The sequence below is a fragment of the Bacteroides mediterraneensis genome (assembly GCF_016900355.1).
Taxonomy (GTDB): Bacteria; Bacteroidota; Bacteroidia; order Bacteroidales; family Bacteroidaceae; genus Phocaeicola.
This window is the reverse complement of record NZ_JACJKA010000009.1, coordinates 45,389-57,895: the sequence shown is the minus strand read 5'-3', so window position 1 is coordinate 57,895 and position 12,507 is coordinate 45,389. Positions and strand designations below refer to the sequence as shown.

The 12,507-nt window shown below is 47.6% G+C and carries 13 protein-coding genes and 1 pseudogene; 9 read left to right on the top strand and 5 right to left on the bottom strand.

All coding sequences use genetic code 11. The features are described from left to right. Nucleotides 1–6 precede the first annotated feature (6 nt). Nucleotides 7–1,524 carry an NAD(P)H-hydrate dehydratase gene (locus tag H6A28_RS06555; RefSeq protein WP_204479425.1) on the bottom strand — a complete coding sequence of 506 codons (1,518 nt, stop codon included), beginning with the start codon at nt 1,522–1,524 and terminating at the stop codon, nt 7–9. A 157-nt stretch (nt 1,525–1,681) separates the two neighbouring features. Between H6A28_RS06555 and hpt the strand changes: the two genes are divergently transcribed. The 9 genes from hpt (at nt 1,682) to H6A28_RS06510 (ending at nt 7,735) form a co-directional block, all read left to right on the top strand. Next, on the top strand, nt 1,682–2,218 hold the full coding sequence (hpt, locus tag H6A28_RS06550) for a hypoxanthine phosphoribosyltransferase (protein ID WP_204475039.1): 537 nt from the start codon (nt 1,682–1,684) through the stop codon (nt 2,216–2,218). A gap of 28 nt (nt 2,219–2,246) precedes the next feature. After that, nucleotides 2,247–2,816 (top strand): adenylate kinase, encoded by a 570-nt coding sequence (locus H6A28_RS06545; RefSeq protein ID WP_204475038.1) that lies wholly within the window; start codon nt 2,247–2,249, stop codon nt 2,814–2,816. 55 nt (nt 2,817–2,871) lie between these two features. Beyond that, the gene (gene obgE, locus H6A28_RS06540; protein WP_204475037.1) at nt 2,872–4,056 is read left to right on the top strand and encodes a GTPase ObgE; all 1,185 of its coding nucleotides are present in this window, start codon (nt 2,872–2,874) and stop codon (nt 4,054–4,056) included. Next, the gene (gene pgeF / locus H6A28_RS06535; RefSeq protein WP_204479424.1) at nt 4,056–4,862 is read left to right on the top strand and encodes a peptidoglycan editing factor PgeF; all 807 of its coding nucleotides are present in this window, start codon (nt 4,056–4,058) and stop codon (nt 4,860–4,862) included. The genes obgE and pgeF overlap by 1 nt, the downstream gene beginning before the upstream one ends. 24 nt (nt 4,863–4,886) lie before the next feature. Continuing rightward, nucleotides 4,887–5,549, top strand: a complete 663-nt coding sequence (locus tag H6A28_RS06530; protein WP_204475090.1) for a B3/B4 domain-containing protein — start codon at nt 4,887–4,889, stop codon at nt 5,547–5,549. A 1-nt stretch (nt 5,550) separates the two neighbouring features. After that, nucleotides 5,551–6,168: a M23 family metallopeptidase gene (locus tag H6A28_RS06525; protein ID WP_204475034.1), complete on the top strand. Its 618-nt coding sequence runs from the start codon at nt 5,551–5,553 to the stop codon at nt 6,166–6,168. A 7-nt stretch (nt 6,169–6,175) separates the two neighbouring features. After that, on the top strand, nt 6,176–6,370 hold the full coding sequence (locus tag H6A28_RS06520; protein ID WP_204475033.1) for a hypothetical protein: 195 nt from the start codon (nt 6,176–6,178) through the stop codon (nt 6,368–6,370). Between the two features lie 68 nt (nt 6,371–6,438). Continuing rightward, entirely contained in the window at nt 6,439–6,972 is a 534-nt protein-coding gene (locus H6A28_RS06515) for an outer membrane beta-barrel protein (RefSeq protein ID WP_204479422.1), read from the top strand. Between the two features lie 124 nt (nt 6,973–7,096). Next, nucleotides 7,097–7,735 (top strand): porin family protein, encoded by a 639-nt coding sequence (locus tag H6A28_RS06510; protein WP_204475031.1) that lies wholly within the window; start codon nt 7,097–7,099, stop codon nt 7,733–7,735. Here the strand turns inward: H6A28_RS06510 and H6A28_RS06505 are convergent. From H6A28_RS06505 to H6A28_RS06490, 4 genes and pseudogenes are all read right to left on the bottom strand, one after another. Then, nucleotides 7,732–9,327 carry a hypothetical protein gene (locus H6A28_RS06505; protein WP_204475030.1) on the bottom strand — a complete coding sequence of 532 codons (1,596 nt, stop codon included), beginning with the start codon at nt 9,325–9,327 and terminating at the stop codon, nt 7,732–7,734. The two genes, H6A28_RS06510 and H6A28_RS06505, sit on opposite strands and share 4 nt — an antisense overlap. A 17-nt stretch (nt 9,328–9,344) precedes the next feature. Continuing rightward, a complete protein-coding gene (locus tag H6A28_RS06500; RefSeq protein ID WP_204475029.1) occupies nt 9,345–10,379 on the bottom strand; it encodes an HlyD family secretion protein in 1,035 nt (344 codons plus the stop codon). Between the two features lie 31 nt (nt 10,380–10,410). Further along, complete coding sequence (locus H6A28_RS06495; protein WP_204475028.1) at nt 10,411–11,715, bottom strand: TolC family protein; 1,305 nt, start codon at nt 11,713–11,715, stop codon at nt 10,411–10,413. Beyond that, a pseudogene (locus H6A28_RS06490) lies at nt 11,712–12,502 on the bottom strand (alpha/beta hydrolase fold domain-containing protein). Before H6A28_RS06490 ends, H6A28_RS06495 begins: the two are co-directional and overlap by 4 nt. Nucleotides 12,503–12,507 lie beyond the last annotated feature (5 nt).

Genomic DNA, 12,507 nt, shown 5'->3' with positions numbered 1-12,507 from the left:
GGTTTGTCATTTGGTTTCCGTTAATTGTTTCCAGGCTTCGGGCAAGGCTTCAATGATGTCGCCGGAAGTCATGCTGATCACTCCTTTTTGCTGGCAGGCGATGTCACCGGCCAAGCCGTGTACGTAGACTCCTAAGCGGCAAGCCTCCTCTTGCGTGTATCCTTGTGAAAGAAGAGACAGGATGATGCCTGTCAGCACGTCTCCGCTGCCGGCAGTGGCCATGCCCGGATTGCCTGTCGGATTGAAGTAAGTCTCTCCGTCGGGCGTGATGACAGCGGTCCAGGCTCCTTTCAATACGATGTAGCATTGCAGGTAGGCAGCCAGTTCCTTTGCTTTGGACAGTCTTTCAAAACCGTTGCTGCAACGGCCGATGATACGCTCCAGTTCCTTGACGTGGGGAGTAAGGATGCTGTGGCGGGGAATACGGGTCAGGTAATTGCGGTAGTTGCTGAAAATATTCAAGGCATCCGCATCGAGTACCAAAGGAATGTAGCAGTTGCTGATCTGGTCGAAAAGGGCCTGCACGGTTACTTCATCCTGTCCCAGTCCCGGACCGATGGCTACGGCTTGGAAATTGTCGAGGTCGGCCGCTTCGGCAAAGTAACGGTCGTGAACGTCGTCTTGTACAATGGCTTCGGGCACATAGGCTTGAACCAGGTCATGATTGCATATAGGCGTATGTACGGTGAGCAGGCCGATGCCCGAGCGAAGGCAGGCCTTTGAGGCCAGCAAGGCGGCTCCTCCCATACCGTAGGAACCGGCTACCAGCAGTCCGTGACCGAACATGCCTTTGTGGGCGAACTTCTTTCGGGGTTTGATCAGGTCATGCATTTCCTTTGCTTCGGTGATGAAGTACGGAGTCTTGGCCTTCTCTATGAATTCACGGCTGATGCCGATGTCGAGCAGTTGCCATTCGCCTACAATGTCGGCATTCTCCGCAAACAGGAAAGAAAGTTTCGGCAGCTGGATGCTCAGGGTCAGGTCGGCCTTGATGATATTCTGACGGATGTTGTGCGTATTGTCTTCACCCATCAGTCCGGAGGGGATATCAATGGATACCACCTGGGAGGGGGAAGCGTTGATGTATTGTACTACAGCAGCAAAGCCTCCACTCAGCGGCTTGTTGAGGCCGGACCCGAACAGTCCGTCTACTACGACGTCGTGGGTGCCTAATTGTGGAGGGTCAAATTGGCTGCTGACTTCTGTATAATTGGCAAATCCGCTTTCTTTCAACCGCTGTACGTTGGTGAGGCATTCTTCGGAAAGAGTGCCTTTTACGTTGAACAGGTAGACTTCTACCGGATAATGTTTCAGGAAAAGGATGCGAGCTACAGCCAGCGCATCGCCTCCGTTGTTGCCTGGACCGGCAAAGACGATGATGCGGTGTGACTTATCCCAGCGGTCGCTGATGGCTTGTGCCAGCAGACCGGCTGCTTTTTCCATGAGGTTAATAGACAATATGGATTCGTGGGCGATGGTATATGCATCGGCTTCTTTTTGTTGTGTACAACTTAAAATCTTCATTGTATATATAAAAAGCTATTTTGTCGGTAAAAGTACGAAAAAAGCCCTGAATGGTGTATATGTTCTATTGAAAATATCTTTAAATACTCAAAGGGATGTGTGGCGGTTTTAGGGAAAATCCGTAAATTTGCGCAATTTCTAAAAACTACATCATAACATGGAAACGATTCAGATAAAAGACAAACGTTTTAAGACGTTTATCCCGGAAGCGAATATTTTGAAGGAAGTAGCGCGTGTAGCTAATGAAATTAACCGTGATTTGGAGGGTGAGAAACCGCTGTTTTTGAGTGTGTTGAACGGCTCGTTCATGTTCACGGCCGATTTGATGAAACATCTGACGATTCCGTGTGAGATTTCATTCGTGAAACTGGCTTCGTACGAAGGAACGGCTTCTACGGGCAAGGTAAAGGAACTGGTAGGGTTGAATGAAGACATTACCGGGCGTACGGTCGTGATTGTGGAAGATATTGTGGATACGGGACTGACCATGCAGCGTCTGCTGGAAACCTTGAAGGCACGTCATCCGAAGGAAATCCGCATTGCCACCCTGCTGGTAAAACCGGATAAACTGAAGGTGGATTTGGATATCCATTACGTGGCCATGCGCATCCCGAACGACTTTATTGTGGGATACGGACTGGACTATGACGGGCTGGGCCGGAACTATCGCGACATTTATACGGTGATTGAATAATTTTTTTATAAATCATATCTAAAACAACATGTTGAATATTGTAATTTTTGGTGCTCCGGGTTCAGGTAAAGGAACTCAGAGTGCTCGTATTGTGGAAAAATATGGTTTGAACCATATTTCTACGGGAGATGTATTGCGTGCAGAAATCAAAAACGGTACAGAACTGGGCAAAACAGCCAAAGGTTATATCGACAATGGTCAGCTGATTCCTGATGCATTGATGATTGACATTCTGGCTAGCGTGTTCGACAGCTTCAAAGACAGCAAAGGTGTAATCTTCGACGGATTTCCTCGTACCATCGCTCAGGCTGAGGCTTTGAAAAAGATGTTGAAGGAACGTGGTCAGGAAGTGTCTATCATGCTCGACCTGGAAGTACCGGAAGATGAACTGATGACTCGTCTGATCAAACGTGGACAGGAATCAGGTCGTGCCGACGATAATGAAGAAACCATCAAGAAACGTCTGGTTGTATATCATTCTCAGACTGCTCCGTTGATTGACTGGTACAAGAACGACGGTAAATATTGCCACATCCAGGGTCTGGGTACCATGGAAGGTATCTTCGCTGACATTTGCGCAGCTATCGATAAACTTTAAATAATGGATAAACTGGCGGGCTGGTGACAGTCTGCCAGTTCTTAAACTTTAAATTATGGCTGAATCGAATTTTGTTGATTACGTAAAAATCTATTGCCGCTCCGGAAAAGGAGGCCGCGGTTCGGTGCACATGCGCCGTGAGAAGTATATGCCCAACGGAGGTCCAGACGGTGGCGACGGTGGTAGAGGAGGTCATGTGATTTTGCGGGGAAACCGCAATTATTGGACGTTGCTGCACCTGAAGTATGACCGTCACGTGTTTGCGGAACATGGTGGAAACGGTTCGAAGAACAAGAGCTTCGGAAAAGACGGGGCAGACAAGGTCATCGAGGTTCCATGCGGAACCGTAGTTTATAATGCCGAAACCGGCGAATATGTGTGCGACGTAACGGAGCACGGACAAGAAGTCATCTTGCTGAAAGGCGGACGTGGCGGACTGGGAAACTGGCATTTCCGTACAGCGACCCGTCAGGCACCTCGTTTTGCACAACCGGGGGAACCCATGCAGGAGATGACGGTGATTTTGGAATTGAAATTATTGGCAGATGTGGGTCTGGTAGGTTTCCCGAATGCGGGAAAATCGACTTTGCTGGCGGCCGTTTCTGCGGCACGCCCGAAGATAGCCAACTATCCTTTTACCACGCTGGAGCCGAATCTGGGCATCGTGTCCTATCGCGATGGCAAGTCGTTCGTGATGGCGGACATCCCGGGTATCATTGAAGGAGCCAGTGAAGGAAAGGGACTGGGATTGCGTTTCTTGCGTCATATCGAACGTAACTCGTTGCTGCTGTTCATGGTGCCGGGCGATACGGACGACATCCGGAAGGAGTATGAGATTCTGCTCCATGAGCTGGCTACCTTCAATCCGGAGATGCTGGACAAGCAGCGGGTACTGGCTATCACGAAGTGTGATATGCTGGACGAGGAGTTGATGCAGATGCTGGAGCCTACATTGCCTGAAGATATACCTCATGTCTTTATTTCTTCCGTGTCCGGGATGGGTATCCAACAGTTGAAAGACCTGTTGTGGACCGAATTGAATAAAGACAGTAACCAGTTGGAAGCCGTACGTCGGGAAGCCATCGTACATCGTCCGAAAGACCTGAAGAAACTCCAGAAAGAGCTGGAAGATATGGGTGAGGACGAGGACTTCGAGTATGAATACGAGGAGGATACAGACGAAGATGACTTTGATTACGAGTACGAAGAAGAAGATTGGGACGACGAAACACAGAAGTAATGAATAACCTGACAGAGGATAAAAGGATGTGGGTGTACGGGCTGACGAATTCGTGCGCCGACATCTTTTGTTTTTCTACTACCCGTCATGGGGGGTACAGTGAAGGAAATTATGCCTCGTTCAACTGTAACCATTATTGTGGGGATGATCCTGAAAAAGTAGAACAGAACCGGAAGCTGTTGTGCTCACTGATGCCGGTCCGACCGGAAATGCTGGTAATCCCTCATCAGACGCATGGTACGGAGGTGAGAGAGATAGATGAGACGTTTGTCGGACTTGCTTCAGAAAAGCAAAAAGAACTCCTGGAAGGGGTGGATGCCTTGGTGAGTGATTGCCCGGGAGTCTGCCTGTGTATCTCTACAGCCGACTGCATTCCGGTGCTTTGTTACGATACGAAGCACAAGGCAATGGCCGCCATTCATGCCGGATGGAGGGGTACGGTAGCCCGGATTGTGGAGAAAACCCTTGACCGGATGAGTGAACTTTACGGCACGAAGGGAGAAGATGTGCGGGCTTGCATTGGTCCCGGTATTTCGCTCGAGGCATTCGAGGTGGGCGAGGAAGTGTACGAAGCCTTTAAAACTGCCGGATTTGATATGGCTAAGATAGCCCGACGGTATGCGAAGTGGCACATCGATTTATGGGAGGCCAACCGTATTCAGTTGCTTTCTAAAGGAGTAAAGGCGTCCAATGTGGAATTGGCAGGTATCTGTACCTATCAGCATGCTACGGACTTTTTCTCGGCACGCAGGTTGGGAATTCACTCCGGACGTATTCTGTCGGGAATTATGCGAATGGAAAAATAGGAAGGAGAGTTTTGCGGAATGGATTTGAAAATTGAAGTATCAGAAGAATTGCGGCAGGCTTGGCCGCAGTTTCGCGGAGCAGCCGTTTTTGCAACCGTGAAAAATTCACCGTATAGTGAAGCTTTGTGGAAAAAGATTGATGAGTTTACGGAACTTTATCGCCAGAAATATACGGTAGATTCCATCAAGGAGATGCCGGCTATTCAGGCCACTCGTCAAGCCTATAAAAAATGTGGAAAGGATCCCAGCCGTTATCGGCCTTCTTCGGAAGCCTTGTGCCGCAGGTTGTTGAGAGGACTTTCTTTGTATCAGATAGATACGCTGGTCGATTTGATTAATTTGGCGTCTATCTACAGCGGTCACTCCATCGGTGGTTTTGACCGTGACAAGATTCAGGGCGACAAACTGGTGTTAGGAATCGGAAAGGCGGGTGAGCCTTACGAGGGTATTGGCCGTGGAGAATTGAACATTGAAGGCATGCCGGTGTACCGGGATGCCGTGGGAGGTATCGGTACGCCGACCAGTGACAATGAACGGACGAAAATCTCGGAAAACACCACTCATCTGTTGGCGATTATGAACGGATATAGTGGCAGTGAGGGACTGGAAGAGTCTGTGAACTATATGGTGAACTTGCTGAAAGAATTTGCGGATGCCCAAGATGTAGAACTTTATTATTTTAAGTAAGATGAAACAGATTGTATGGATGATGCTGCTGTGGTGTTTCTGGGTAGGAAGCATTCAGGCCGGTGAACCGGTATCCTCCGGGTTCACGTCTATGGAACGCAATCATATCAGGGTGCAGACTCCAGGATTGTTTGCCAAAGGGAATCGTTTTGAAATTCATCTGGAATGTCTGGCCGATTCGCAATTCTGCTTTCCGCTTCGCAATGGGAAAGTGATTTCGGCCTACGGAAGCCGGGGTGGACATTCCGGGTCAGACATTAAAACGAAAGCCAATGATTCCATAGTGTGTGTGTTCGATGGCGTAGTGCGCATGGCCAAGCATTATGGTGGATATGGAAAAGTGATTGTAGTGCGTCATGCCAATGGATTGGAAACCGTGTACAGCCATAACTCTAAGAATTTGGTGCAATCAGGTGATACGGTGAAAGCTGGACAGGTCATTGCGCTGACTGGGCGGTCTGGACGGGCTACTACGGAACATCTTCATTTTGAACTGCGGGTGAACGGACAGCATTTCAGTCCCGGACTCTTGTTTAATATGCAGACGCGCCAGCCTCTGAAACGTACCTTGATTTGTACAAAGTCGGGTAAGCATGTAAGATTACAACCTAAAAAATAAGCAGATTATGGATATTGAAAAGATATTGACCGAAGGGATTGTCTTTAAGGGAAGCAAATCTTCGGATGGAAAGAAGAAAGAAGAAAAGGTAAAGACGAAAGCCAAGAAGAAAACGTACATCACGGGACTTCATGGTTCGGGCTCTGCCAAGATGAAGGCGGAGTATCGTCGCCGGAGAGCCAACCGACATAAACAGGGTTGAGCATCCGGAATCTTGGAATGAAAAGAGAAAAGTGTATCAAAATAAATTGTAGAACAAAAAAGACGATTATGAAAAAATTATTTTTACTTGTGGTGATTGTCATGGCGGCAATCTCAGCCAGTGCACAGGAAGGTGTATATCTGGGAGGTGGCATCAGCTTGTGGAGAAACAATGATGTGGATAAGGCTTCATTCTCCATTACCCCGGATGTAGGTTATAATTTGAGTGAGAAATGGGCAGTAGGTGTGGAACTGGCTTATGCATATAAAGGATATGACGGAGAGCATGAAATAGATACCAATGCCTTTGCTTTTGCTCCGTATGCCCGTTATTCATTCTACGAAAATAAAATCGTACGTTTGTTCCTGGATATGGGATTCGGCTTTTCTACCTATAAGGCAAAACATGCGGATGCTGTGAACGGTTTTGAAATTGGTGTAAAGCCGGGTCTGGCCTTGAAATTGAACGACCATTTCAGCTTCATTACAAAGGTGGGCTTTGCCGGTTATCGCGACGATTATTATCGTGATATGGAAGGAAACGGATTTGGTGTCGGTTTGGATATGGAAAACATTTCCATTGGTATCGATTACGAATTCTAAGAAATAACGTTTAAGACCTTGTGAGAAGGGAGCAAAAAGAGGGAAAAACTTCTTTTTTGCTCCCTTTTTATTTGCAGCTTCGCTTTATCTTCTTATTTTTGTGTAAATCATCTATTGTAAATTTATGAAAAGAATTGCATGTATAGTGGCCTGTTTGTTCACCGTGTTGACAATGGCCGCACAGACGAAAGTGACCTGGAGTATGAAGGTAGGGCTGGGTATGAGTACCTGGATGGGGAAAGATGCCGGAGATTCTTCTCCTCTGTTTAATCAGAAGGTGGGAGTAGGCATTGATGTGCCCTTGAGCGGACTGGTTTCTTTCCAGACCGGATTAAACTGGGTATCCAAAGGGGCCGGTATGGACATGGACTTTGCAGGGCTCAATACGAAGAATAAGGTGAGCGTGCATGTAAATCAGAATTACTTTGAAATGCCTTTGCTGGCAGCCTTTCATGTAGGAACTGCATCCAACTTTGATATGGTTTTTACCGCAGGTCCGTATCTGGCTTACGGTGTGAGCGGTAAACGGGATGCCGATATAGATGATCTTACCGTTTCTTATAATACATTTGGCGATTCGAAGGTGGAAGAAGAAGTTATTTCGGGTCTGCGTCGTTTCGATGCCGGTCTGATGGGAGGAGTCGCGCTGGACTTTCCACGTTGGACGGTAGGGCTCGACGGAGAATTTGGTCTCTGTAAGCTGGCCAGTTATTCCAAGACCCGTAACCTTGCCTTCTTCTTTACCGCTGCTTATAAGTTCTAATGTTTGGCAGGACGATGAATGCTGGACAGTTTGTATCTCTTCTTGACGGGCAGACTGTGCAGCATTTTTAATGCAGATACGTGACGGTCACGCCATATTCGGTAGGTGACGACAATGGCCAGGAAAACAGTACCGATAATGCAGACCCATCCGAAGAGCTCTTTTAAACTGGTCAGCATGGTTTGAGTATTTACCTCATTGTAAAGTTGCATGAGGGAAGCATTATTGGGCATCCATTCGGTCAGGTCGTCCATGTTTCGACTCAGCAAGGCCCAGTTGTCCAGCTGGAGGTGTTTCATCCAACGGTTCAGAATGGCGCTTCCCAGTGGGGTAGCAATACTGGTACGGATGAAGCTGAGCACGCACAATGATTGGAAGAAGTGCTTGAAGGGAATATTTTTGGCCACATAGATGGTTAATGCAATGTACAAAATTCCATGTCCGATTCCTTTTAAAAAGTTAGGTAGATACAGGCTTTCAATATTCAGGTCTGGGTAAATGAGAAAATACATGTAATACTGGTACACGACAATCAGTGTAAATCCGATTGAAATCAGCAGCTTATATCCTTTCTTCCAGACTGCTTGGCGTAGAAAGACAATTCCTGCTCCAGCCAGAATACCTACAAATACACACCAGTTTAAGGAGATGGCGTTCAGAGTATCGTATTTCAAAATAGACATCATGAAGGCATTTTGAAGGACGGAAGACGTAGTGAGAAACAGGCAGAGCATGAGGAACAGAAACAATATGACAGGGAATTTCTTGTACTTGAATACCTGTGGGTCGATGTAAGGATGGCGGATGGAGTTCATCCGATTGATGTTGAGTAGCAAGGCCACTACGGCAATGACGATGCTGGCACGGATTTGCACGCTGTCCAGCCAGTCATAATAGTCTCCATAGATGCAGATGAAAACAATGGCAAACAGCATGGTAGTCCACAAGGCAAGTCCTTTCCAGTCGATGCCATACAGGGGCATTTTCTTCATCAGGCGGACAGAACGGGTAAGGCACATCACGCAAACCCATACAATCATCAGCATACCGATGACGAACCAGTGCATATATTGCCAGTTGGCCCAGTCATTGAGGTGCATCGTTACTAGTCCAGACAACTGGATGCTTTCGAGTACGATGATGTAGATGACAGGATAGAACACGGAGAAGTTGCCTGAAGGCGTAATGCTCAGACGGATATTGGAGAAACATTCAAACGTACCCCACATGCGGAAGAATCCCGACACGAAGCATACACAAATCATTAGAAAAATATTTTCTGTGTGCATGGTAATCAGGTTGCAGGCAATCAGTACCGGACATACCGTCATGAAAATGGAACGTGTCGTAAACCGAGCTTTCAGACGGAACAGAATCGGAAAGATGATGGTCATACCGATGAACGAGGCATATCCGGCCATGTTCACATCTTCTTGGATGCAGCCCAGGGCACTCGACATCTGGGTTGCTGCCGGCAGGAATACTCCTCCATTGAACTGAAACACCATGGCAAAAAACATGGACAAGCCAATACACACGGAGGTGGGCAGAAAATCTTTAAAATATAGGATACGGGGACGTTGTTCAGCCATTTCTCTACTGGTTCAGTTTATTGTTTTACGTAACATTCTACATTCATTCCGGCTCTCAGGCGCTGCAGGTCTTCCGGACGGTTGTTTTTGGTAAATTCAATACGGACAGGAATACGCTGTTCCACTTTCACGAAGTTTCCGGCAGAGTTGTTTTGCGGAATCAGTGAATAAGAAGCTCCTGTGGCATCTGAGATGGAAGCGATACGTCCTTCAAATTTTACGCCCGGAATGGCATCTACTTTCACTTCTACCAACTGATTTCTTTTCATGTCAGTGGTTTGTGTTTCCTTGTAGTTGGCAATCACCCATTTTTCCGTACCATCCACCAGTGTCACCAAGGCTTGTCCTGGCTGTACCAGTTCCCCTTCGTGGATTTCCTTTCGTCCGGTCACACCGTCAGTGGTAGCCAGAATAACTGTATAAGAAAGATTCAGTTTGGCCAGGTTAAGCGCAGCTTCTGCCAGTTTGATGGCTGATTCATTCTGATCCAGTCGCTGGGTTTGTTCCTGTTTCTGGAGTAAAGTAGACTGTTTCTGGCGCAGCAATTGTTCGTAACGTGCCTGAGTGGCTTCGTAGTCTGTTTTGACCCGGTCGAATTGTTGCGGAGTGACGGCTTCTTCTTTCAGCAGTTCCTGGTAACGTTTGTAATCGGTTTCAGCATTCTTCAGGCGGACCCGTTGTTCATCGATGGCTGCATCCGTGACAAGAATGTTGTTCTGTGTGGTATTGATGGTGGTGTACATGGCACTCTTTCCGGCCAGGGCATTGCGGTAGTCTGCTTCAGCCTGTGCCACTTTCAACCGGTATTCCGTGTCTTCGATGATGGCAAGTGTATCTCCTTTTTTCACGGTCTGGTATTCTTCAAAACAAATTTTCTTGATGAATCCCTGTACGCGTGTGCTGACGGGAGTCAGATGTTGTTTCACCTGTGCGTTGTCAGTGTATTCCACGTTACCCAGATGGATAAATTTGCCGCATACCCAGCTGATACCCGCTGCGAGCACCAGAAGTATAAAGAAATTAGAAATAGCTCTTTTTTTGTTTCGTATCATATCTAGATTTTTTGTGTGAATATAAATGAAGTTAAAGGGTTCCTGTAATCTTTTTCAGCAGATAGTATTGATACAATATACCTATCTGATAGTTGGCCAGCTGAAGTTCCATGTCCAGCTGCATGTTACTGGCATCCAGCATGTCGGTAATCAGTGACAATCCATTCAAGTAACGTTGGCGGACAATCCGGAAGTTTTCGTGGGCCAGCTGTACACTCTTTTGCTGTGTATGGAGCCGTACGTAGGCTTCGTTCAGGTTCACGTACGCTTCGTGTACGTTGTTCTCGATTTCTTCCTTGGCCAGTTCGTAGTTCTTTTCGGCTTTGGAAGTGGCAATTCGTGCCTGCCGCAGTTTCTTCTTCGTTTTGAATAGGGCATCCAGGTTGTATGAGATGCCTACTCCGGCAAACCAGTAGGTGAAATTGTTGTTCAATGGCGGCACTTCCACCAGAATTGGGCCAGTGAAGTCGTTCGTAGCTGTCAGGCTGATGTGCGGTCTGCGTTCGGAACGAACCAGCTCCTGCTGGTTATGGCTCAGCTTGATGGCGGTTTGTGCCTGTTGGAGAGTAGGAGATTCTTGCGAGTCTTCCATCCAGGAAATTTCCTGTCGCTTGTCCACATTGATTTGGAACAGAGCGGTAGAATCTGGTACGATGTGTACGGTAGGTTCCAGCCCGATCGTCGTAGTCAGTTTGTGGTTCAGCACGTTGAGCTTGTTCACCGTAGAGGTGAGTCCTAACTGGAGATTCTGGAGCTGGAGTTCATAACGGGTAATGTCACTTTTCAGTGCCGTGCCTTGTTCGTAGGCTGCCCGCATATCTTTTACCAGCAGGCGGGTCTGTTCAATGTTCTTTTCATATACCGTCTGTTGGTTTCTCAGCTGGAACAAGTCGAGGTAATATCCCAACAGCATGAAACGCAAATCCTGCTGGTTGTTGTAGTAAGTCTGTTGCGACAGTTGGTGTTGGAGTTTTGCTTTTTGGATGTTGGCATTGATGCTTCCTCCGGCATAGATGACTTGTGAAGCCTTGAGCACGAAAGTGTTCCCGAAATGAGGCATATCGGCATGTACCCCATTGCTGAAGTTTCGGTCGGTCATGCAACCGTCCCCAATGTAGTTAAGTTCCAGTTGGGCATTGATAGACGGCAGTTTGGCATCCTTGGCAACCTTTACGGCTTGTGCGCTCTCGTTGATGGCCAGTTCATGCAGCTGAATACTTTTACTGTTCTGGTCTGCCAGCTGAAACAGCTCGTCGATGGAAAGCACTCGTTCCTGAGCTGCGGTGTACATAAAAAAAGAAAGAATTCCGATGCTTGCAATTAGTCTTTTATTCATTTTTCTGTGTGATATTGAAAAACAGTTTGAAACCAGTTGACCACTTTCTCGATAACCGGTTGCTGGAACCAGTATAAGTCACCGTGTCCGGCACCTTCTACTGTGATATAGGTAGCTTGGTTTCCTTTCTCGGTCAATGCCTTATACAGTTGTTCGCTTTGTACAGGGGATACCAGCTTGTCGTTGCTTCCGTGCATAATCAGGAAGGGAGGCATATGCTCTTTTACGTGTCCCAGTGGACTGGCTTTCATGGCCTTTTCCGGGTCTGACAAGATGCTGGCGCCTGCGAAATCTGCAAAGGCTGTACCATGTACGAGTAAAGCTTCTGTCACGGCTGGTGAAGCATGTACCTGTTGTACGTGTGCTGAATATCCTTCGCCGATGTTCAGCAGATTGCTGATACCGTAAATGGTGACGGCTGCTTGTACATCAGACGACTGGTCCAGATAATCCCCTTGGTCGAATTCCTTTTCCCCGTTGGTCGTCCCCACCATTTGTGACAAATATCCTCCGGCAGAATCTCCCATACTCCGATGCGGGTCGGGTCGATATGGAACTGTGCGGCATGGGCTCTCAGGAAGCGTACAGCCGCTTTACCATCGACTACCAGTGCGGGGAATTTGTCGGGAACTGTACGGTACTCTGCCGCAGCCACCACGAATCCGGCTTTGGCCAATGCCATGCGCATTTCAATAAATTTCTCATAATCTGCCGATGTGAATCCTCCTCCGGGGAAATATACAATTGCAGGTTTGGGCGTACGGGTCCGTGGTACCAGGACGGTCATCCGCA

Coding starts and splice junctions, on each gene's coding strand:
- H6A28_RS06555 (WP_204479425.1), bottom strand. CDS start 1,524: ATGAAGATTTTAAGTTGTACACAACAAAAAGAAGCCGATGCATATACC.
- hpt (WP_204475039.1), top strand. CDS start 1,682: ATGGAAACGATTCAGATAAAAGACAAACGTTTTAAGACGTTTATCCCG.
- H6A28_RS06545 (WP_204475038.1), top strand. CDS start 2,247: ATGTTGAATATTGTAATTTTTGGTGCTCCGGGTTCAGGTAAAGGAACT.
- obgE (WP_204475037.1), top strand. CDS start 2,872: ATGGCTGAATCGAATTTTGTTGATTACGTAAAAATCTATTGCCGCTCC.
- pgeF (WP_204479424.1), top strand. CDS start 4,056: ATGAATAACCTGACAGAGGATAAAAGGATGTGGGTGTACGGGCTGACG.
- H6A28_RS06525 (WP_204475034.1), top strand. CDS start 5,551: ATGAAACAGATTGTATGGATGATGCTGCTGTGGTGTTTCTGGGTAGGA.
- H6A28_RS06520 (WP_204475033.1), top strand. CDS start 6,176: ATGGATATTGAAAAGATATTGACCGAAGGGATTGTCTTTAAGGGAAGC.
- H6A28_RS06515 (WP_204479422.1), top strand. CDS start 6,439: ATGAAAAAATTATTTTTACTTGTGGTGATTGTCATGGCGGCAATCTCA.
- H6A28_RS06510 (WP_204475031.1), top strand. CDS start 7,097: ATGAAAAGAATTGCATGTATAGTGGCCTGTTTGTTCACCGTGTTGACA.
- H6A28_RS06505 (WP_204475030.1), bottom strand. CDS start 9,327: ATGGCTGAACAACGTCCCCGTATCCTATATTTTAAAGATTTTCTGCCC.
- H6A28_RS06500 (WP_204475029.1), bottom strand. CDS start 10,379: ATGATACGAAACAAAAAAAGAGCTATTTCTAATTTCTTTATACTTCTG.
- H6A28_RS06495 (WP_204475028.1), bottom strand. CDS start 11,715: ATGAATAAAAGACTAATTGCAAGCATCGGAATTCTTTCTTTTTTTATG.